Annotated in this window: 18 protein-coding genes and 1 pseudogene; 10 read left to right on the forward strand and 9 right to left on the reverse strand. The window is 64.9% G+C overall.

Annotated features, from left to right (window positions below; translation table 11 throughout):
• Window positions 1-3: 3 nt before the first annotated feature.
• Complete coding sequence (locus K9D25_RS22830; protein ID WP_244451302.1) at window positions 4-936, forward strand: ribokinase; 933 nt, start codon at window positions 4-6, stop codon at window positions 934-936.
• A gap of 338 nt (window positions 937-1,274) precedes the next feature.
• On the opposite strand, the gene K9D25_RS22835 is transcribed toward K9D25_RS22830, so the two are convergent.
• Window positions 1,275-2,192 carry a LysR family transcriptional regulator gene (locus K9D25_RS22835; RefSeq protein ID WP_244451303.1) on the reverse strand — a complete coding sequence of 306 codons (918 nt, stop codon included), beginning with the start codon at window positions 2,190-2,192 and terminating at the stop codon, window positions 1,275-1,277.
• 294 nt (window positions 2,193-2,486) lie between these two features.
• Here K9D25_RS22835 and K9D25_RS22840 point away from each other — a divergent pair, with 294 nt between their 5' ends.
• The 5 genes and pseudogenes from K9D25_RS22840 to K9D25_RS22860 all read left to right on the forward strand — a co-directional run bounded on the left by K9D25_RS22840 (window position 2,487) and on the right by K9D25_RS22860 (window position 6,233).
• A complete protein-coding gene (locus K9D25_RS22840; RefSeq protein ID WP_244451304.1) occupies window positions 2,487-3,035 on the forward strand; it encodes a hypothetical protein in 549 nt (182 codons plus the stop codon).
• Window positions 3,032-4,018 (forward strand): NAD(P)H-quinone oxidoreductase, encoded by a 987-nt coding sequence (locus K9D25_RS22845; RefSeq protein WP_244451305.1) that lies wholly within the window; start codon window positions 3,032-3,034, stop codon window positions 4,016-4,018. Before K9D25_RS22840 ends, K9D25_RS22845 begins: the two co-directional genes overlap by 4 nt.
• A 60-nt stretch (window positions 4,019-4,078) precedes the next feature.
• A pseudogene (locus tag K9D25_RS22850) lies at window positions 4,079-4,330 on the forward strand (IS3 family transposase); the annotation flags it as partial.
• Between the two features lie 49 nt (window positions 4,331-4,379).
• Window positions 4,380-4,550 carry a hypothetical protein gene (locus K9D25_RS22855; protein ID WP_244451306.1) on the forward strand — a complete coding sequence of 57 codons (171 nt, stop codon included), beginning with the start codon at window positions 4,380-4,382 and terminating at the stop codon, window positions 4,548-4,550.
• 929 nt (window positions 4,551-5,479) lie between these two features.
• A protein-coding gene (locus K9D25_RS22860; protein WP_244451307.1) for an IS5 family transposase occupies window positions 5,480-6,233 on the forward strand; the annotation gives its coding sequence in 2 pieces (ribosomal slippage) (window positions 5,480-5,817 and window positions 5,816-6,233; 756 coding nt in all).
• Window positions 6,234-6,461: 228 nt separating this feature from the next.
• Here K9D25_RS22860 and K9D25_RS22865 read toward each other — a convergent pair.
• Genes K9D25_RS22865 through K9D25_RS22895 form a run of 6 tightly spaced genes read right to left on the reverse strand, consistent with a single transcriptional unit; the run spans window position 6,462 to window position 14,079 of the window.
• The gene (locus tag K9D25_RS22865; RefSeq protein WP_244451308.1) at window positions 6,462-7,499 is read right to left on the reverse strand and encodes a hybrid-cluster NAD(P)-dependent oxidoreductase; all 1,038 of its coding nucleotides are present in this window, start codon (window positions 7,497-7,499) and stop codon (window positions 6,462-6,464) included.
• The gene (locus tag K9D25_RS22870; protein WP_244451309.1) at window positions 7,499-8,740 is read right to left on the reverse strand and encodes an aromatic ring-hydroxylating oxygenase subunit alpha; all 1,242 of its coding nucleotides are present in this window, start codon (window positions 8,738-8,740) and stop codon (window positions 7,499-7,501) included. Before K9D25_RS22870 ends, K9D25_RS22865 begins: the two co-directional genes overlap by 1 nt.
• Before the next feature lie 38 nt (window positions 8,741-8,778).
• Window positions 8,779-9,864 carry a GlxA family transcriptional regulator gene (locus K9D25_RS22875; protein ID WP_244451124.1) on the reverse strand — a complete coding sequence of 362 codons (1,086 nt, stop codon included), beginning with the start codon at window positions 9,862-9,864 and terminating at the stop codon, window positions 8,779-8,781.
• A 45-nt stretch (window positions 9,865-9,909) separates the two neighbouring features.
• A complete protein-coding gene (locus K9D25_RS22880; RefSeq protein ID WP_244451125.1) occupies window positions 9,910-11,103 on the reverse strand; it encodes an NAD(P)/FAD-dependent oxidoreductase in 1,194 nt (397 codons plus the stop codon).
• A complete protein-coding gene (locus tag K9D25_RS22885; RefSeq protein ID WP_279613823.1) occupies window positions 11,090-12,679 on the reverse strand; it encodes an NAD(P)/FAD-dependent oxidoreductase in 1,590 nt (529 codons plus the stop codon). The genes K9D25_RS22880 and K9D25_RS22885 overlap by 14 nt, the downstream gene beginning before the upstream one ends.
• Entirely contained in the window at window positions 12,676-14,079 is a 1,404-nt protein-coding gene (locus tag K9D25_RS22895; RefSeq protein WP_244451126.1) for an MmgE/PrpD family protein, read from the reverse strand. Before K9D25_RS22895 ends, K9D25_RS22885 begins: the two co-directional genes overlap by 4 nt.
• A gap of 298 nt (window positions 14,080-14,377) precedes the next feature.
• Between K9D25_RS22895 and K9D25_RS22900 the strand changes: the two genes are divergently transcribed.
• Genes K9D25_RS22900 through K9D25_RS22915 form a run of 4 tightly spaced genes read left to right on the forward strand, consistent with a single transcriptional unit; the run spans window position 14,378 to window position 17,813 of the window.
• Window positions 14,378-15,031 (forward strand): ABC transporter permease, encoded by a 654-nt coding sequence (locus K9D25_RS22900; protein ID WP_244451127.1) that lies wholly within the window; start codon window positions 14,378-14,380, stop codon window positions 15,029-15,031.
• Window positions 15,032-15,045: 14 nt separating this feature from the next.
• Window positions 15,046-16,152, forward strand: a complete 1,107-nt coding sequence (locus K9D25_RS22905; RefSeq protein WP_244451128.1) for an ABC transporter ATP-binding protein — start codon at window positions 15,046-15,048, stop codon at window positions 16,150-16,152.
• Entirely contained in the window at window positions 16,152-16,901 is a 750-nt protein-coding gene (locus K9D25_RS22910; RefSeq protein ID WP_432207968.1) for an ABC transporter permease, read from the forward strand. Before K9D25_RS22905 ends, K9D25_RS22910 begins: the two co-directional genes overlap by 1 nt.
• A 24-nt stretch (window positions 16,902-16,925) precedes the next feature.
• On the forward strand, window positions 16,926-17,813 hold the full coding sequence (locus K9D25_RS22915) for a glycine betaine ABC transporter substrate-binding protein (RefSeq protein ID WP_432207969.1): 888 nt from the start codon (window positions 16,926-16,928) through the stop codon (window positions 17,811-17,813).
• An 85-nt stretch (window positions 17,814-17,898) separates the two neighbouring features.
• Here K9D25_RS22915 and K9D25_RS22920 read toward each other — a convergent pair whose 3' ends face one another.
• Window positions 17,899-18,690, reverse strand: a complete 792-nt coding sequence (locus K9D25_RS22920) for a carbon-nitrogen hydrolase family protein (RefSeq protein ID WP_244451129.1) — start codon at window positions 18,688-18,690, stop codon at window positions 17,899-17,901.
• A 74-nt stretch (window positions 18,691-18,764) separates the two neighbouring features.
• Window positions 18,765-19,676 (reverse strand): glycine betaine ABC transporter substrate-binding protein, encoded by a 912-nt coding sequence (locus K9D25_RS22925; RefSeq protein WP_244451130.1) that lies wholly within the window; start codon window positions 19,674-19,676, stop codon window positions 18,765-18,767.
• Window positions 19,677-19,681: the final 5 nt, after the last annotated feature.

Consider the following 19,681-nt stretch of genomic DNA (forward strand, 5'->3'; position numbering starts at 1 on the left):
AACGTGATCCTTGTCTTCGGCTCGATCAATATGGATCTCGTCGCCTCCGTTCGGACGATTCCCCGGCCCGGCGAAACTGTTCTTTCTCCGGGCTACCGCACGCTGTTCGGCGGCAAGGGAGCGAACCAGGCCGTCGCCGCCGCCCGGATGGGGGGCCACGTGACGATGATCGGTCGCATCGGCCGGGATTCGTTCGGCGAGGCCTGCCGCGCCAACCTCGCCGCCAACGGGGTAAGTGTCGAACATCTCGCAATGTCCGACGCGCCGACCGGATGCGCCTTCATCACGGTCGATGAGGCGGGCGAAAACGCCATCACCGTCGCCATCGGAGCCAATCGCACGCTGGAAGCCCACGATCTGCCGGCTGGCCTTCTCGGGCCGGAGACGGTCGCAGTGATGCAGATGGAGGTGCCGCTCGCGGCCAGCCTTGCGGCTGCGCGGCGGGTGAAGAGCGCCGGCGGCCAGGTGATCTGGAACCTCGCACCGACGCCCGCGCGACTGGAGCGGGCGGAACTGCGGGACCTTCTGGCGACAACCGACGTGCTGGTGGTCAATGAAATCGAGGCGGCGATGGCGGCCGCTGTTTTGGACGGTGCCACGGACTTCAAGACCGCCGCGCAACTTCTCGCGGCCCAAGGCGGCCTGGCCTGCGTAGTGACGGCGGGCGGTGCGGGCGCTTTCGTCGCCACCCCGCCAGCGGCGCTGCGTCACGTGCCGGCGGTTCCTGTGACCCCGGTGGACACGACGGGAGCCGGGGATACCTTCGTCGGTGTTCTCGCTGGCGAACTGGCCGTGCGGGTGGAACTCGAAATGGCTCTGACGCAGGCCTGTGCCGCCGCCTCCATGGCATGCCTTTCGGCCGGCGCGCAGGACGGCATGCCGACCCGCGCCGCGCTCAAGACTTGGCTGGATGGTCGCCCGTTGACCGCGAGCTAAAATCGAGGCGGCGCTTCAATTTCTTTATGCAACAATGACCGTGATGTTGCGGCGATCTGTTCAATTCCCGTTGGCTACCTTGGTCGTTGTGATGCAACAAGCTGTTCGGCTTAGTCCGCGCCGAAGCGCTACGACGAGGGCATCGGTGCGGTTTAGCCCTTCATCCCCGAGCTGAAGGGGGCAACGGCGCAATCCGGGGCCGTGAGCGGACTGGCCGGTCTTAGCTTCCTTCTGTGCAGATGGCCGCCGTTCCGCTGCCGGGCCGCAGTACGGACGCTCAGGCACGCTCCGGAAAATGTCTGCTGCAGGCGATCCTCGCCCAACGGGTTTGCCGCCGATCACGGCTCCCAAATAGGCGGGCAGCCAATAGAAGCACGCAATGCCTCGGCGAAGGCTCGCACCTTTGCACTCGGCTGTGGCAGGGCACGCAACAGATAGATTCCTGACGAGTCCTCGTTCCATGGCTCGCCGCCGATTCCTAACCGCGCCAGCTTTCCCGCCCTGACATCCGGTCCGACAACCCAGCTCGATAGGAACGCAACACCCAAGCCTTCCGCAGCCGCCGCGCGCAGGGCTTCGAAATCATCCGAGCGGAAGGCCACGACGCCGGTGCCGGCATGGCCCGCAGGGCAACCGAGCACGTCGCGCCATCCGAGAAGATCGGCGCCATGCAGCTTGTCGAGCAGTCGATGCGATGACAGGTCCGCCGCGCTGTCAGGCGTACCGGCCCGCGCGAGATAAGCCGGGCTCGCCACCAGCAGCCGCGCGAAGGGCGCCAGTTTGGTGGCGATCAGCGTACTATCGGCAAGTGCGCCCATGCGGATGACCACATCAAGCCGCTCGGCCACGGGATCGGCGAGCCGCTCGGTCAGGTCGAGTTCGACATGCAGAGCCGGGTGCTCGGCCTGTAGCGCCGCGACGACGGGCAGGACATAGCGCTTGCCAAAGGTGGGGAAGCAGGCGATCCGCAATCTGCCGGAGACGGAGCCGTCGAAGGCGGCAATCTCGGCATGGGTGTCGGCCAGTTCGTCGAGATGGCGCTGCGCTCGCTCGTGCAGGCGCTGACCGGCATCGGTAAGCGTGAGTGCCCGTGTCGAGCGGACAAAAAGCGCGACGCCGAGATCCTCCTCCAGCGCATCGATCTGGCGCACCACAGCCGAGGGCGTCACTGCGCGCCGGCGCGCGGCCCCGGAAAAGCTGCCCGCCCGGACGACATCGACGAAGGTGGCGAGATATTCGGCGAAATGAGGTCTCATCTTTGCGATCCGGGCAAAGCCGTTTGCAGCAGGCTCCGGCTTATCGCCGACACCGGACACTCGCATATTCCCGGCGATGACGCAGCGGCGGCCCCGCCTTGCCCCACCGCAATCGCTCGGGGCAAAGCGGCGCGGCGTTCCATCTCGCAAATTCCGGCGGCGACCATGGAATCTCGAAACAACCGCGGCCCGGAGCCCGCGCATAACCGTGCTCGCAAGAGCTTTCCGCCCTTGCGGCGGCGACTGTGACGACCGCCGACGCCTGTGAAACGGCTCCATCGAGAAGGCAATGACATGAAGATTCTCACCGACAAGATCCTTTCGCAGTCGGCCTATACGGCGGACATCGACGTTCCCTTCGAGAAGGTCGACATCGCCGAATGGTTGTTCAGCCTGCCGGAGGCCGAGTATCTGCGCTGCTGCCCGCCCGACCATATTGGTTCCGGCGTCACGACGACCGATGACGGCCGCCGCATGGTCATCAATGTCGAGATGATCGGCACCGGGCTGGTTATCCAGCACTATGTCGCCGAGGAAGCCACGGCCGGCTATTGCCGCATGAATTCGATCTCCGACGTGTTCACGCCCGTCGGCCGGACGCAGGTCAATGTGATTTGGGAGTTGATCGCCGAGTCCATCGAGGGCGGGCGCACCCGCTACACCAACCGCGTCACCTCGCACCCCACCGACGTTTTCATGGACTTCCTCGCCGCGCACGGCCAGACCTTCGAGCAGGCGGCCGTCGCCCGGCAGGAAGCCGGTGGCGACCACAACCGTCGTGAGACGCCGCTCTTCGCGGCCAGCATCGCTCGCCGGGCGGTCGCCAAGGCCGCCGGAAAGTGAAGGCGGTCGTCTATGATGACTTCGGCAAGGCGGACGTTCTCCGCCTTGCGGAGGTGCCGATGCCGGAGGTCCGTCCCGGCGATCTTCTCGTCAAGGTGCACGCGGCCGGCGTCAACCGCGCCGATCTGCTGCAACGGCAGGGCTATTACGGCCGTCAGAGCTATGGCGAGAGCGACCTGCTCGGGCTGGAGGTGGCTGGCGAGGTCGTTGCCGTCGGCAGCGAGGTCACCGACATCGGGCCGGGCGAGCGCGTGATGGGAATCGTCGGCGGCGGTGCTTATGCCGAGTTCGCCCGGGTCGACCGCGGCATGGCGGTGCGCATCCCCGAAAACCTCGATTTCGTCGAGGCAGCGGCGGTCATGGAATCCTTCGTCACCGCATGGGAAGCTGCCGTGCATTTGGGTGGTGCTGGTGCAGGTGAGGCCGTGCTCATCCATGCGGCGGCCGGTGGTGTCGGCTCGGCCGGTGTCGAGATTGCCCACGCCCTCGGCGCCCGCGTCTTCGCCACGGCAAATGCCGAGCGCCGCGCGGAGGTGCTGGCACTGGGTGCCGAGGCAGTGTTCGACTATCGCGCCGAGGACTTCGAGCAGGGTGTGCGTGAAGCCACCGGCGGGCGCGGGGTGGATATCATCGTCGATTTCGTCGGCGGCGACTATCTCGCCCGCAATCTGCGCAGCCTCGCGCCAGGCGGACGCCTAATTCAGGTCGGCCTGCTGAGCGGGCAGGACAGTGCCCGCATTCCGCTGTCAGTCCTGCTGCACAACCACCTGCGCCTCATCGGCACGGTGATGAAATCGCGCACGGTGGAGGAGAAGCGCGCCATGGTGCGGCGCTTCGCCGAGGGTGCGCTGCCGATGTTCGCCGATGGCCGGCTGAAGCCGCTGGTCGGGGCGACATTCCCCCTCGTACAGGCCGCCGAGGCTCATCGCGCCATGGAGGCGGGCGGCGGGTTCGGAAAGATCGTGCTGAAGGTGAATGCGTGAAGCGCAGCGGCGCGCTCCGCCTGAACCGCGCCTGGATTTCCCGGACGCCTTCTTTCCTAAATTCGAGGCAAGGGGACCAGATGGACAAAAGCCAACTTCACCGAGAACTCCAAGCGCGACGCGGTCGTTCAGATCACCGAGCGGGGCTGTACGGTTGCGGAGGTGTCCGCTCGGCTGAGGCCAGTAAACACGTCGAGTGGGGAAACGGTACGGCAAGCCTGCGGTCATGGCCATGATGATGATCAGGCCGCCGAGGTCCGCCGGTTGAAGCGCGAGTTGCGGCGCGTGACGGAGGAGCGCGACATCCCAAAAAATTGTCGGACCGAGTTGCACCGATCTCACTAATTCGAGGACGTCAAAAATGGCTCGGAACCCCGATATCGTTAATGCGCTGACTGCCATTCTTCTTCATGCCGAGGTGATCAGGCGCCGCTCGACCGAGCAGGAACGCGCCGAGGTTTCGGAATCGGCGTCTCGCATCACCTTTAACGCACGAAGGATTTGGCGCGCCCTCGAAGCCGCCCCGAAGTGAGATGAGGTCTTCGCCCGCCCGCGGCTAGGTTTGGTGCCGGCATGTCGTGGCCGAGCACCGCATCGTCCTCCGCGGGAGCGCTCCATGCTCTTCAGTCCAGCTGTCGCCCGTGGGACTGCCCGTCGAAACAGAGCCCCTCCGATAAAGGTCTACGAAACCGATGGCCGGCCCATCCCAAAAGGACGGATGCAGCGGGAGCAGAAACACTCCAAGCGCGACCCTTCGAGGCGGGAATAGCGCTTCAGGATTGCCTGAGATGTCTGTCAGCCGTTGGGCCGTGGCTTTTTTGACTCTGAACGGCCGAGATCGCGGCACTTTGCCGACAGACGGCTCCGGGGCCGGGTTTCGGAGTGGCAGGCGTCAGATGATCAAAATAGTAAAGCTGCCGTTCCCGACCAGTCGATGCATACCGCCGCTTCCGATCAGATGTCGCCATTCCGCAGCCGACGCCCGAACGTCCGCTCTCACCAAACTGGTCATTCGCACGCGATCCAACAGCTCGACTGCTACGCGTCCTAACAACGGTACTTCGACGCCACCTGATTACCCGAAAGCTGCCTTGGTGAGCGCCACCTGATATCACTGCGGGATTTGAAGATATCCGCCGTCGACGAACCAGCGATTGGCGGCCAAGGTCTGAAACATGACATGTTACCAGCAATTGAGCCGGGTCGCGTAGCGTGCCTGCTCTTCCGCGAGATAGGCTTGTACGCTGGCCGCTCCCTTCGCCGCTGCGATCGTAGCGAGATGGTCGCGCAACGGAATTAGGTCGTCATTCGCGTTCGAGGTGTAGCTTACGCCCGGGAAAAGTGGACGCTTGGCGTAGAAACTACAACGAGCTTCGACCTCATAGTGCGATGGGGATCTAGGCTCAGGACCTATTAATTTTGCTGCGGATGTGATTCACAGTCTCCATTGAGGAGGCTGGCATGGGTGACTTGTTCCTGCTGAGCGAGCGGCAGATGGCTCGGATCTCGCCGTTTTTCCCGTTGGCCCATGGCGTGCCACGGGTGGATGACCGCCGGGTGGTGAGCGGCATCGTCTACGTGATCCGCTATGGGTTGCAGTGGAAGGATGCGCCGAAGGACTACGGCCCGCACAAGACGCTGTACAACCGATTCATCCGCTGGAGCCGGCTCGGGGTCTTCGACCGCATCTTCGCCAGCCTCGCGGGCGAAGGTCCCAGACCCGAACGGGTCATGATCGATGCCACCCACCTGAAGGCCCACCGCACGGCGGCAAGCCTGCTTAAAAGGGGATGTTCCCCGTCGTATCGGGCGCACCAAAGGCGGCCTGAACTCCAAGCGCCATATGGTCTGCGACGGCGAGGGCCGGCCGATCATCATGATGCTGTCGGAAGGCCAGATAAGCGACCACAAGGGCGCCCGCCTTATCCTCGATGCCCTGCCGCCGGCCCGATGCCTGATCGCCGACCGGGGCTATGACAGTGCCTGGTTCCGCGAGGCACTGGCCGCCAGGGGTATCGATCCCTGCATCCCGTCATCGCGGAGCCGCAAGCGGCCTTATCCCTACGACAAAACCCTCTACCGACAGCGCCACAAGGTTGAGAACCTGTTCGCCAAGCTCAAGGACTGGAGGCGCATCGCCACACGCTACGACCGATGCGCCCACACCTTCTTCTCGGCCATCTGCATCGCCGCAGCCGTCATCTTCTGGCTCTGATCAATGAGTCCTGAGCCTAGCCGCCGATATCGCTCGTCAACTGGCCACCGCCATGCAGGCCACGGTGACCATTTTACCCCCTGGCAGCGGCCAGCAGGCCGGTCCATCATCGGGGGCAGGCTCAATCCGGTACTCGCTTCAGCTTCAAACGGCCCCGTTTTAAGGGGTCCGTTCATCTTTTGAGCCGCCAAGTGAAAGACGAAATGTCTCGTTGGCTGGGCGTGACGGTCAGGCCTTGGTGGTAATCTCGACATCGGCCGCTATACGCGAGCAGCAGGCAAGGATGTAGCTCTGCCGCTCCTCGCTGGCGGTGATGCCTCCTTTGTGGGTCATCTCGACCCAGCCGGTGAGTTTCTTCACCCGGCAGGTGCCGCACATGCCTTCCTGACAGCCGGTTGGAATGACGATCCCGCCCGCGCGCGCCGCTGCCAGAACCGTCGTGCCCGCGGCCACGACAATGGCGCGCCCATTAATGGTCAAGGTCGGGCCTTCCTCCGTCTGCGAGGTGGCACTAGCGGCTGGAATGGCGTCGGCCGCTTTCGAGGTGCCGAAACTCTCAGTGTGAAACCGCGCAGCGTCGCCCCCTTCCGCGTCGAAGATCCGCCCGATCGCGGTCATGAAACCCGCCGGTCCGCAGCAGAACACTTCGCGCCGCGCAAGGTCCGGGACCATCACGGTCAGCATCCGCCGGTCGATCACGCCGCGATAGCCGTGCCAGCTCTGGCCCGTCGGCACATCAGCCACCACCGTGACGACACGCAGATTAGGCATCTGTCGGTCGAGATCGGCCAGTTCCCGCACGAACAATGCATCCTCCGGCGTGCGGGCGGCATGAATGAAGACGACATCGACGGTCTCGCCGCGATCCGCCAGCCAGCGCAGCATCGACATCATTGGCGTGATGCCGCTGCCACCGGAGATCAGCGCGAAGGACGATGCGTAATGATGGGCAATGGAGAACTGGCCGAGCGGCCCGCGCGCCTCGATCTCGATGCCGGGATGGAGGGCCTTGTGCATCCAGCGCGTAGCATGCCCATTCGGCGCCGCCTTCACGGTAAGCTCCACCTCCGCCGGACGGGTCGGCGGCGAAGCGATGGTGAAGGAGCGCCACGCGGTCTCCTCCGGTAACGGCAACGCGAGCGTCAATGCCTGCCCCGGCAGGTGTTTGAGGGGTCGGTTCTCGACGTCGCGAAACACGAAGGTGACGACATCGGCGGTTTCCTGCCGACGCGCTACGCAGGCAAGGCGTAGATCGCGGGGTGGCATTATTCCGCCGCCACTCGCAGGCCCGGCGCGCCCGGGGGCAGATGTTCGGCCATCGTGCTCATGTACCAGCGATTGAAGTCGAGGATCATGAACTCGCCGGTCGGCGAATAGGGGCCGGGCTCATAAGCATCGGACTGCACGCCGAGGAAGTTCTGCTCGGCCAGCACCTGATCCTGCTGGTTGGTGATCTGCCAGACTTCGGCCAGCCGGTTCACGTCGTAATCCCAGCCTTCGACCGCATCCTCGTGCACGAGCCAGGTGGTGCGGACCTCGGTCTCCATCGGGCCGCGCGGCAGCACGCGGAAATGGATGATGTGGTCGGACAGGAAGTGGTTCCAGTTGTTCGGCACATGGAACATGCGGACTGAACCGAGATCGCGCTCGGTGAGATCGCCGACCAGCTTCTTGGACGCCGGCTTGCCGTCCATGGTCATGGAGGTCACACCCTCATTGAACGGCAGGCGGATGCAGCGGAATTCGATGCCGCCATTGACCGGCAGGTGCGGCAGGCCGAGGGCGTCCCATTCAGCGCCCTTGCGCTTCATCAGGTCGCCGAACCAGTGGGTGCGGGTGTCATTCGGCAGCGCCGCCTCGACCAGCGAGACCAGGAGTTCCGGGTGGTTGCCGGCGCAGTGATAGCATTCGCGGTTGTTCTCGATGACCAGCTTCCAGTTCGCCTTCTCGATCAGCACCGATTCGAAGGCCACCTTGGTGCGGGCCGGCTGGTGCGGGGCGATATAGGGCGTAACCGTGCGCTTGAAATGCTCGAGGTCCGGCGGCTCCTGGGCGAGGCAGATATAGATCAGGCCCGCGACGTTGCAGACATGGACGGGCTTCAGCGAATAGCGCTTGGGATCGAAATCGTCCGGCATCTGCGTGGCGGCGAGCAATTGACCGTCGAGGTCGTAGGTCCACTGGTGATAGGGGCAGACGAGGCGCCCGACCGAACCCTTGTGATCCTGGCAGATACGTGAGCCGCGATGGCGGCAGGTGTTGTGCCAGGCCGTCACATCGCCATTGTCGTCCCGTACGATGATGACCGAGTTGCGACCGAGTTCGAGGGTGAGATAGTCGCCCGGCTCCTTCACCTCACACTCATTGCAGGCGAACAGCCATTGCGTGCCGAAGATCGCCTTCATCTCCATGTCGAAGACATCCTGGTCGTAATAGAGCGGCCCCGGCAGGCTGTAGCCCGCGCGGTACTGCGCCATCAGGTCGGAGACTCTCTCCATCGCGCTCATCGTCGGCTCCCGGCAATCGAGCGGGGATTATGGAGTTATTACAGTTCGGACGCCGTGCCGAATGCGACAGCGGGTGACAGGGAGGCGACGTCGCCTCCCATGCCCTGACGGCGGCTCGCCTTCTCGCGCAGTTCGCCTGGACGCATGCCGAAGATGCGCTTGAACCACTGGCCGAGATGCGAGGTGGAGGCGAAGCCGACTGCCACCGCGATCTCGAGGATTGGCTGGTTGGTGTAGATCAGCAATTCGCGCGCGCGGTCGACCCGCAGCGCGATGTAATATCGCGCCGGGGTCATGCCGAGATGGCGGCCGAACAGGCGCTCCAGTTGGCGCGGGCTCAAATTGGCGGCGTCAGCGAGCTCACCGACGCTGACCGGGCTCTCCAGATTGGCCTGCATGGTCTGGATCGTGCGCTGGAGCGGTGCAGGCAGGCTGCCGACGCGCCTCAACCGGCCGCCACGCTGCTCGTCATTGGCGTCGCGGATGCGCTCGTGATGGAACTGGTTCGCCACGCGCTGGGCAAGATCGGGATCGTGCCGGTCGGCGATGATGTGCAGCATCATGTCCATCGCCGCCGTGCCGCCCGAGCAGGTGAGCCGGTCGCGGTCGATCTCGTAGATTTTGCCGGTGGCGATAACCTTGGGAAACGCCTCTTCGAAGGCGGCGGCGTTCTCCCAGTGAATGGTACAGCGATAGCCGTCGAGCAGGCCAGCCTTTGCCACCAGATGGCTGCCGGTCGACAGTGAGCCAACCGCCAGACCGCGCCGCGCCGCCTGACGCAGCATCGCGAGATAGCGCTTCTCGTCCACCGGGGCGATGCGCATGCCGCCGCAGACGAAGACCGCGTGTGCGCCTTCCAGCGCTTCCTCCACCGGTCGAGCCTGCAACTCAATACCGTTGGAGGCGGTGACCGGGGCCCCGTCGATGCTGCAAAGCCGCCAGCGGAATGCCTCGCGATCCAGGAGGCGATTGGCGGAGCGAAGCGGCTCGATGGCCGAGGACAGGCTCATCATCGACAGATTATCGATGAGCAGGAAATTGAAGGTCAGTGGCTCCGCGACGCCATCGTAGAACATGCCGGCACCCACCATGAAGGCAGCGCGAGGATTACGTGAATGCGTCATCAACGCAACAAATCCGACATGATGGGACGCATTTGGCCCCCGGAATCAGGAGGCCATCTGCATCGACTGCCAGCCCTGAAGCGCGGCCCAGTCCGGCTCCAGATGGGCAAAGCGCGACAGGCGCAGCGTCGAAAGATCGGCAAACCTGCAGCTGCCGTCGGTGACAAGTTGCTGGATGGCATGGCCGCTCGCGGGCGACAGGCCGAAGCCGACGCCGGAAAGCGTGGCGAGAGTCAGGTTCTCCCAGCCTTCGGGCCGGTCGATGACCGGGCGGCCGTCCGGCGTGTTCTCGATCAGGCCGGCCCAGGAGCGGATGATCTTGACGTGCCCCGCCAGAGGCAGGAGCTCGGCGACGCGCTTGGCGATGTTCTGCATCAGCGGAGTAGAGGGGCGCGCGCGGCCGGGTAGTTGCTCGGTCTCGACCCATTCATGCGGGCCGCCGCCATAAGCGAGATTGCCGCGCAGCGTCTGTCGGCCATAGAGCCCATTGCCGTCGACCCCACCGATCGGCATCAGCGGGAGCGCCTCGGTGACGATCATCTCGGCGCGGGCGACCTTCATCGGGAGGTCGAGACCGAGCAGGCCGGCGAGACGGCCAGTCTGCGGCCCGGCAGCAAGGACCAGATGGTCGCAGCCTATGCACCCGCGATCTGTCTCGACGGCGGCGACCTTGCCGCCTTCCACGCGAAACCCGGTGACGCCGGTGTGCTGGATCACCCGGCCGCCGAGGTCCTGCAGCGCCCAGGCATAGGCCTGCACGGTGCGGTGGGGATTGGCGTGGCCGCCGAAGTGGTAGTAGTGGCCGGCAAATACATTGGTGCCGGCGAGCGGCACCAGATCGCGCACCTGCTTCGCGTCGATCTCGTCGATACGGAATCCCTGGTGACGGGCGTTCACCACCGCGCGGGTGTAAAGCGTGAGCTGCTTCTCGTTCAGTGCGATGCGCACCCGGTTGGGCTGGAACTCGGTGGGGTAACCGAGCATCTCGTCCATCAGCGGCCAGAGGCGCTGCTCTTCGGCAAACAGCGGCGAGTGATGATGCGAGCAACCGCCGCCATTGCGGCCCGAGGCCTCCCAGCCGACGATGCCCTTCTCGATGACGACGACATCGACGCCGTTGCGTGCCAGCCACCAGGCGGCGGAGAGGCCGGTCACGCCGCCGCCGACCACGACGACCGACGCACCCTTGGGCAAGTCCGCCGTGCCGATGGCTTTCTCGGGGTGATCACTCACTGGCATGAGGCTTTTCCACGGCAAGGCTGGCGACAGTGTATTCGCGATCGACGTCCCAGAACGGCACCCACTGACGGGGCATACCGAACCAGGAATCCCACTGCTCGCCGAAAGCGGCCTCCTCGTTGCGCGGTGCAGCGGCAGCGAGGGGGAGCGGGCGAACCGGGGCGCGGTAGCCGGCGAGCGGCACCGAGCCGAGCGGCACCGCGGCCTGCAACGCCAGCAGGGCCTGCACCTGCTCGCGGCAGCGCCGCCCCTGACAAGGGCCCATACCGGCCCGGGTCAGGCGCTTGATCTGGTCCGGGTTCGGCGGGCCGTCGCCGAGAAGGGCGGAAAGCGCGCGCTCGCGATTGTCCGAGGCCTGCCAGCCGAGATAGCGCGGCGGGCGGACTTCGAGGATTTCGCGGGCGGTGACTTCCTCGCACTGGCATACATATGGCTCTGCATTCGCGGCGATGATGCTCGCGTGGACCCAACCCTTGCGATAGGCGTCGATGTCATAGCCCGGAGCCTGCGGCAGCGGACCGGCGGCAGGCGTTTCGGTTGCAACGCCGAGCGCGCGTGCGGCGGCGGCCGTTGCGCGGCGCGCCTCGGCTTCCGCAATGTCGGGAGTGCGGCTCTTGGCCGGCCAGATGCCGGCGCAATCGCCGACCGCCTGAATCACCTCGACACTGGTCTGGCCCTCCTCATCGACGAGCGGCGTGAAGCCGCCGCGCTCGGGCTGGAAGGCCAGCTTGCAGCCCACCGCGTCGATGAGATCGACCATCGGCACCGCGCCAATGCCGAGAATGACGAGATCGCAGGGAAAGCTGCCGGAGGAGGTCACGGCCGCGCGGACACCGTCGAGATCGGTTTCGACCGATTTGACGACCTCGCCGCAGCGGATATCGATGCCGGCGGCCCGCACCGCCACCACCAGATCGATGGGGCCGACCGGGGCGGCGGCATACTCCACGATCGCGGCGATCTCGATGCCGCTGGCCTGAAGGTCGAGAGCGGCGAGCAGGGCCTCGGCGGTGGTGCCGAGCACGACTGCGCGCGTTCCGTCCAGCGCGCCGTAGCGCTTGGCCAGCTGCACCGCGGCGGTGGCGCCCATCACGCCGGGCTGCTCCCAGCCGGGAAAGGCGAGCCCCATGTCACGGCGGCCGGTGGCCACGATCGCGCGCTCGAAGCTGACGAGATGGGTGCCGTTTTCGTCATCGGCCAGGCCGGCAAGAGGAGAGGGCATCCAGCCGAGATTGCTGCCATTGACATAGAGCCCCCAGCAGGCGGTGCCGAGGCGCACATCGACCCCGAGCTCGAAGGCCTCGGCGATGCCCGGCGCGCTTGCCAGCATGGCTTCCATCATGGCGTTGCGGTTGCGCGCCATGCCGCCGACCCGACCACCGAAATGAAGCGGCACGCTTTCGCCCATGGTCTCGAACGGTACCGGATTCTCGTCGACGAGCATGACCGACAGACCGCGCTGCGCGCCGTCGATCGCGGCCGCGAGCCCCGCAGGGCCGGCGCCGACCACGAGAAGCTGGGTATGACCCTCGACGGCAAGCTTCTTGTCGGCGACGGAGCGCTGGTCGATCGTCATGCCGCGTCCCCGATCGGTTCCAGCACCAGATCGGCAAGATCACCCGCGGGCGCGCCGGCACCCATGGCCGCGACCATGGTCTCGATCGCCTGGCGGCGATTGTCGCCGAGCTGCCCCGCAAGCGAGTGATACTTGGCGGAGACCTCCAGATCCGACAACGGGTTGGCCGGGCCGCCATGCGCCTGCGTCCACTCGGAAGTGACCCGGCGGCCATCCTTGGTGCCTAGAGATACAATGGCGAAACGTTCGGCCGGGAAGCGCGCACAGATCTCGGGATCCTCGACAAGACGGATCGACGACGACAAATCGAGCACCGCCGCATCGCGCAGCCCGGCGCCGGTGATCTCGTCGGCACCGAGACGCCCGCGCATAATCATCGCCGCGAGCGGGAACGGCAGGCTGTACTGAGCCTCTTCCGTCGTGGTCGGTCGGGCCGAATGCAGCCGCACCGCTTCGGCGAAGCTACGCACCTCGACATCGGCGATGTCTGAACCGCTGAGCCCATGCGCGGTCATTAGGTCGTGTGCCGCCTGCACCGCCGGCTGCGCCCAGCGACAGACAGGGTAAGGCTTGAAGTATTGGTCAAGAATGTACCAGCGCGAGCCGAGATCGCCCCACAGCGCCTGCTGTTCGGGCGCCTCCAGCGTCAGGGCCGGCGCCCCGGTGAAACCGTCGGCCGCGAGATAGGCGGCGGAGACACCGGCCAGCGCGCCCCACCCGGAGCCGTCCTTCAACATTGTGGGATAGTCGATGCAGCGCATCATCTGGCTGCGCGGGCCGTGATATTCGGCGGTGCCCAGCGCTTCGCGCGTCTGCGCGGGCGAAAGCTTCATGAGGCGGGAGCCGAGCGCGGCGCAGGCCAGCGCGTTCCAGGCGCCGGAGGTATGGTAGTCGCAGGCACTCGCATGCAGAGCGATGCCGGCCCGGGTCGCGATCTCATAGCCGATGACGATGGAGGTCAGCACTTCGCGGTCGTCCAGCGCCAAATTCTCGGCCTCCCAAAAGGCCAGCAGCGCCGGCAGAACGGCGACGCCGGCGTGGCCCTTGGTCAGGGCGTGGCCGTCATGGGCATCGAAGGAATCGATCAAGGAGGCGCCGGCATAGGCGGCACCAACCGGCGAAACGCGGCGGCCGTCGAAGATCATCCGCGCGCCACGTCCCTCGCCGGCGCTGAACTGCCGGGCGGCGTGATTGGTGACGATCCGCGCCAGATCGGTGCGCCTGCCGCTCGCTGCCACGCCGATCAGATCGAGAAGGCAGCGTCGCGCCATAGCCATTACCGGCGCCGGCAGATCGGAGGAACGCAGATCGTGAATGAAGCTCTGGACGTGCATCAGGTCGCCTTCGTGAAGGCCGGCCGAGACGTCGGACACAATCCCGACAGTCTCGCGGCGCGGCATGTGGAAGACCTTGCGCCGGAGCTTTGGCCGATACTCTCAACTTTGCGACCCGCGCAATCAGAAACCCGACATCCGCGCGTCGCGGCGGGGCTCCATCCGGCGAAAGCAGCGGAAAATACCCCCTAAGTCATGCCCGCTCCTCAGGCAGGGGAGCTTGTCGGAAAGCCGCCAAATGTCGGATTCCTTTTCCTCCATGTCGAAAAGCCTTACCAAAGCCCGCTCCTGCCCGTGCATCAGTAGAAGCACTCCAGCAAGGCTCTGGTGAAACGGGCCCTGCCGCGCAGCCGGGAAGCACACGTTGGAAACGCTGAACTTCGCCATAGCGAACTGGTCGCAGATCCTCGCCCGGGGCTGGGAACACATCTCGCTTGTCGGCGTCGCGGTGAGCGTCGCGGTGCTGACCGGCGTGCCGATCGGCATCCTGATCACGCAGAGCCGGGTGGCGGCGGAGCGCGTGCTCTATGTCGCAGCGATCATCATGACGATCCCGTCCATCGCCTTCTTCGGCCTGCTAATCCCGGTGCTTTCGCCGATCGGGCAAGGCATCGGCTATCTGCCGGCGGTGATCGCGCTGATCTTTTATTCGCAGCTGCCGATCATCCGAAACACCTATGCCGCGATCATGAACATCGACCCGGCGCTGCGGGAGGCTGCGCGCGGCATGGGCATGACGGCGTTCCAGCGCTTGCGTGAGGTCGAGCTGCCGGTCGCACTCCCGGTGATCATCAACGGCGTGCGCAACGCCGTGGTGCTGAACATCGCGATCGCCACCATCGCGACCTATATCGGCGCCGGCGGTCTAGGCGTGTTCATTTCGCGCGGAATCTCGCAGACCGATCCGCGTCAGCTCATCACCGGGGCCGTCGCGGTAAGCGTCCTCGCCATCATCGCCGATCTCGGACTTCTCCTGCTGCAGCGACGGCTCACCCCCGTCGGACTGCGCCAATCCTGACGCGCGGGGGCGATATGATTCGGCTCAAGAACCTCACCAAGATCTACGGCGCCATCACCGCGGTCGACAATGTCAGCATGGAAGTCGGCGCTGGCGAGGTGTGCGTCCTGCTCGGTCCGTCCGGCTGCGGCAAGACCACGACCATGAAAATGGTGAACCGTCTGATCGAGCCTTCGGGCGGGCGCATCTTCATCGACGGGAAGGACGTCACCGAGGTGAACCCGGTCGAGTTGCGCCGCTCCATCGGCTACGTCATCCAGCAGATCGGCCTGTTCCCCAACAAGACGGTCGAGGACAATATTTGCGTTGTCCCGGACATGCTTGGCCATGACCGCAAGGCCTCGCGCAGGCGCGCCGCCGAACTGCTGGAAATGGTCAATCTCGAACCGGCGGCCTACGCCAAGCGCTACCCGAAGGAGCTTTCTGGTGGCCAGCAGCAGCGCGTGGGCGTGATCCGCGCGCTAGCGGCCGATCCGCCGGTGCTGCTCATGGACGAGCCGTTCGGCGCCATCGATCCGATCAACCGCGAGGTGATCCAGGACGAGTTCATGAAGCTGCAGTCAGCGCTGAAGAAGACCGTGATCTTCGTCAGCCACGACATCGACGAAGCAGTGAAGATGGCCTCGCGCATCGCCATCTTCCGCTCTGGCCGGCTCATCCAGTATGACACGCCCGACAATATCCTCGCCCACCCGACCGACAGCTTCGTTGCCGATTTCGTCGGGCAGGACCGCACGCTGAAGCGCCTGCGACTGATCTCGGTGCGCGAGGCGATGACTGTGAATCCGCCCACCGTGGTGGCGGACGACAGTGTCGAGACCGCAATCGCGAAGATGGAGGGACATGGCCACATCTCAGTGGTGATGGTGAGCCCACAGGGCAAGGTGCTCGGCTGCGTGCGGCTGGAAGCGCTGCGTGGCAAGCGCGGCAAGGTCGGCGAGCACTATGAGAAGCTCACCAGCGTGGTGCGCTCCGACAACAATCTGCGCAACGCGGTCTCGCAGATGTTCACCAACGACCAATCCTGGCTCGCCTGCGTAAACGCCGACGGCGTCTATGAGGGCTACATAACCCAGCGGGGCATCACGCACCTGCTCGCTGCCACCTATCGGGATAAGTGATGACCGGGGCGCGCACCGCACATCCGATGGCGGCGCTGGCGAGCCTGTGGCGGCTCATCGTGCTCGGCCTCGTGTTCTTGCTCGGCATATGGGCGAGCACGAGCGGTACGCTTACCGCTATGCTAGCCTATCGCGAGGATATCGCCTTCCTCACGGTGCAGCATCTCGAACTGGTGGCGATCTCCAGCGCGATTGCAATCGTCACCGGCATTCCGATCGGCATCCTGCTGGCGCGGCGAAGCCTTGGCATGTTTGGGCCGGTGCTGGCCCAGATCATCAATCTCGGCACCACCATCCCGACGCTCGCGATCCTTGCTCTGGCAATGACGGTGCTGGGTCTCGGCGCGCCGCCGGCGATCTTCGGCCTTGCCGTTCTCACCCTGCTGCCGGTGGTGCTGAACACGGTTTCCGGGCTGCGCGCCGTGCCGCCCGCGCTGATCGAGGCCGCGCGCGGCATGGGCATGACCCCGGCGCAGATCCTGTTTCAGGTCGAGATTCCCAACGCGCTGTTCGTGATGGCGGCCGGCATCCGCACCGCTCTCGCCATCAATGTCGGCACCGTGCCACTGGCCTTTCTGATCGGCGGCGGCGGCCTTGGCGAACTGATCTTCACTGGCATCGACCTGATGGACACCGGCCTGTTGCTGGCGGGGGCGATCCCCACGGCGATGCTGGCGGTGAGCATCGATTTTATCGCGGGTCAGCTGCAGTTCTGGCTGGTACCACGCGGTGTCAACCCTTTGAGATAAAAAACACTTCCAGAGGAGAAGACCATGTCCATGCGTTTCCTGAAACGGGCCGCCGTAGCCGCCTTTCTTCTTGGAGCGGCCGGCGCGGCGAGCGCCGCGACCATCGTGGTCGGCGGCAAGAACTACACCGAGCAGCAGCTCATGGCGGAGATGACTGCCCAACTGCTCAAGGCCAAGGGCTTCGAAGTGGACAAGCGCGCGGGCCTCGGCACCGCGCCACTGCGCCAGGCCCAGGAGAATGGCCAGATCGACGTGTACTGGGAATACACCGGTACTTCGCTAATCACCTTCAACAAGATTACCGACAAGCTCGACGCCGCCGGCACCTATGCCAAGGTGAAGGAACTCGACGCCGCCAAGGGGCTCGTCTGGCTCGATCCGTCGAAGGCCAACAACACCTATGCCTTCGCGATGCGCGCCGCGGATGCCAAGGCCAAGGATATCGTCTCGATCTCCGACCTGTCGGCCAAGATCAAGGGCGGCGACAAGCTTACCTTCGGCTCCAACGCCGAGTTCTACGCTCGCCCGGACGGCCTGAAGCCACTGGAGGACAGCTATGGCTTCAGCTTCGGCCGTGACTCGGTGAAGCGCATGGATACGGGCATCGTCTATCAGGCTCTGAAGGATGGTCAGGTCGATGTCGGTCTGGTCTTCGCCACCGACGGGCGTATCCCGGCCTTCGACTTCGTGGTGCTGAAGGACGACAAGGGCTATTTCCCGACCTATGCGATGACCCCGGTCATCCGCAAGCAGGTGCTTGATGCCAACCCGCAGCTCGCCGAGATCCTGAACGGCCTGTCCGCCAAGCTCGACGACGCCACCATGGCGAAGCTCAACGCCTCGATCGACGTCGATAAGAAGACGGTAGAAGAAGCGGCCGCCAGCTTCCTGAAGCAGCAGGGCCTGATCTGAGATCTGTCTCACGCACAAAGAGGGGAGCCAAAAACATAAGAGCCGGGCTCAGCCCGGCCCTTTTTCAGTTGTTGGCAGGCTCGCCTCAGCTCAGCCGGTAGATATCCGACCGGCGGTCGGCCAGATAATCGTGACCCGCCCGCCAGGCGTCGACAGTGGCGCGCTTTACCTCGGCCGAAATGATCGCGGCGCCCTGATCGTCCGCTCTCGCCAGAATCGATCCGTCCGGCGCGGTGATGCGACTCATGCCGATGAAATTGAACGCGGCATCACGGCCGACGACATTGGCGTAGACGACGTGGCAGCCATTCTCATAGCCGCGTGCCGGCACTAGCACATCCGGCACCATGCTATAGGGGCGGCTGGTGGCGCTGATGACAATGAGCGTATCCGCGCCCCGCAGCACGAGATCGCGGGCGGCCTCGGCGAACTCCAGATCGTAGCAGATCAGCAGGCCAAGCTTTAGGCCATCCCACTCCATGACCGGCGAGGGTGTGCCGGGCGCAAACAGGCTTTTCTCGTAAGGCCCCCAGAGGTTCACCTTGCGATAATTGCCGCGCACCTTGCCATCGGGCCCGATGGCGATGGCGGAATTGTAGCGCATGTGCCCCGCCTGCTCGGCGTAGCCGGTGATCAGGCCCGTTCCCGAGCACCGGGCAAGCTCGGCCACCTGCCGGATGAACGCGGAATCCTTCTCCACAGCGAGGCGCTGCACGCGCTCGGCCTCCCCATAGCCGCACAGAGCGAGCTCCGGCAGCACGATGAGCTGGGCTTCCGGCGCAGCGCCGAGGGCTCGCTGCACCATGACAATTGCCTCGTCATGGGTCTCCGGCGGCGTGGCGGTCTGGGCGACCGCGATATGAAGGCTGTTTTTCATGGTCGTCTCTCAACGCATAAGGCCGGGACCTCTCGATCCCGGCCCAATGAAAGATATGCGCTAAAGCGGGGACCTCACTTGGGAATGAAGCCCTTCTCCTTCAGGTAGATCTCGGCGACCTTCTCGATGTCGAGGCCGTCAATGTCCGCCTGTCCGTTCAGCTTGATCTGGGTTTCGGTGTCGAGCGAGTTGGTGACGGCCTCGATCGCCGGGCCAATCTCCGGATGCTTGGCGAGCACGTCATCGCGGACGGTGATGGCGGCGTTGTAGGCCGGGAAGAACAGCTTGTCGTCGTCGAGCACAGCGAGGCCGACCTTGCCGATGCGCGCATCGGTGGCGAAGGCAACGATGACGTCGACCGAGCCGCTATCGACGGCGGTGTACATGAGGCCGATTTCCATCGGCTTGATCGAACCGAACTTGAACCCGTAGTGCTTGCTCATGCCGGGATAGCCGTCGAGCGGACGCGCGGCGAATTCGACCGACGAACCGAGCGTCCACTTCGGCGCCTGCGCGGCAAGGTCGGAGATGGTCTTGATCTTCAGTTCCTTGGCCTTGTCCGCCTTCAGTGCCAGCGCATAGGTGTTATTGAAGCTGGTGGGCGCCAGCCAGGTGATCTTGTACTTGTCCTTGTAGCCGTCGCGGACGACTTCATAGGCCTTTTTCGGGTCGGTGATCGGATCGAGCTTCAGCACGTTGGCGAGTGCGTCGCCGGTGTAGTCCGGCAGCACATCGATGGCGCCGGAGATTATAGCCTGCTGGGCGATGCCGGTGCCGCCGAGGTTCGGGAAGCGCTCAACGGGCAGGCCGAGCTTCTTCTCAATGACCAGCGCCGCCATGATGCCGAGCATGGCCTGCTCGGTGATGTTCGGCCAACCGATCTTGATGGCGTCCGCGGCCTGCGCCTTCGGCAGGGACACGGCGGTAAAGGCGAACGCGGCCGCAGCAGCGGCGCAAATGGCGCGGCGGGTGAAACGCGAAATCATGGTTT

The sequence above is a fragment of the Ancylobacter polymorphus genome, assembly GCF_022836935.1.
Lineage (GTDB): Bacteria > Pseudomonadota > Alphaproteobacteria > Rhizobiales > Xanthobacteraceae > Ancylobacter > Ancylobacter polymorphus_A.

Excerpts from the sequence above, each read along its gene's own strand:
- K9D25_RS22835 (WP_244451303.1), bottom strand. The coding sequence starts at position 2,192 with ATGAGACCTCATTTCGCCGAATATCTCGCCACCTTCGTCGATGTCGTC.
- K9D25_RS22840 (WP_244451304.1), top strand. The coding sequence starts at position 2,487 with ATGAAGATTCTCACCGACAAGATCCTTTCGCAGTCGGCCTATACGGCG.
- K9D25_RS22855 (WP_244451306.1), top strand. The coding sequence starts at position 4,380 with ATGGCTCGGAACCCCGATATCGTTAATGCGCTGACTGCCATTCTTCTT.
- K9D25_RS22865 (WP_244451308.1), bottom strand. The coding sequence starts at position 7,499 with ATGCCACCCCGCGATCTACGCCTTGCCTGCGTAGCGCGTCGGCAGGAA.
- K9D25_RS22870 (WP_244451309.1), bottom strand. The coding sequence starts at position 8,740 with ATGAGCGCGATGGAGAGAGTCTCCGACCTGATGGCGCAGTACCGCGCG.
- K9D25_RS22875 (WP_244451124.1), bottom strand. The coding sequence starts at position 9,864 with ATGACGCATTCACGTAATCCTCGCGCTGCCTTCATGGTGGGTGCCGGC.
- K9D25_RS22880 (WP_244451125.1), bottom strand. The coding sequence starts at position 11,103 with ATGCCAGTGAGTGATCACCCCGAGAAAGCCATCGGCACGGCGGACTTG.
- K9D25_RS22885 (WP_279613823.1), bottom strand. The coding sequence starts at position 12,679 with ATGACGATCGACCAGCGCTCCGTCGCCGACAAGAAGCTTGCCGTCGAG.
- K9D25_RS22895 (WP_244451126.1), bottom strand. The coding sequence starts at position 14,079 with ATGCCGCGCCGCGAGACTGTCGGGATTGTGTCCGACGTCTCGGCCGGC.
- K9D25_RS22905 (WP_244451128.1), top strand. The coding sequence starts at position 15,046 with ATGATTCGGCTCAAGAACCTCACCAAGATCTACGGCGCCATCACCGCG.
- K9D25_RS22910 (WP_432207968.1), top strand. The coding sequence starts at position 16,152 with ATGACCGGGGCGCGCACCGCACATCCGATGGCGGCGCTGGCGAGCCTG.
- K9D25_RS22915 (WP_432207969.1), top strand. The coding sequence starts at position 16,926 with ATGTCCATGCGTTTCCTGAAACGGGCCGCCGTAGCCGCCTTTCTTCTT.
- K9D25_RS22920 (WP_244451129.1), bottom strand. The coding sequence starts at position 18,690 with ATGAAAAACAGCCTTCATATCGCGGTCGCCCAGACCGCCACGCCGCCG.
- K9D25_RS22925 (WP_244451130.1), bottom strand. The coding sequence starts at position 19,676 with ATGATTTCGCGTTTCACCCGCCGCGCCATTTGCGCCGCTGCTGCGGCC.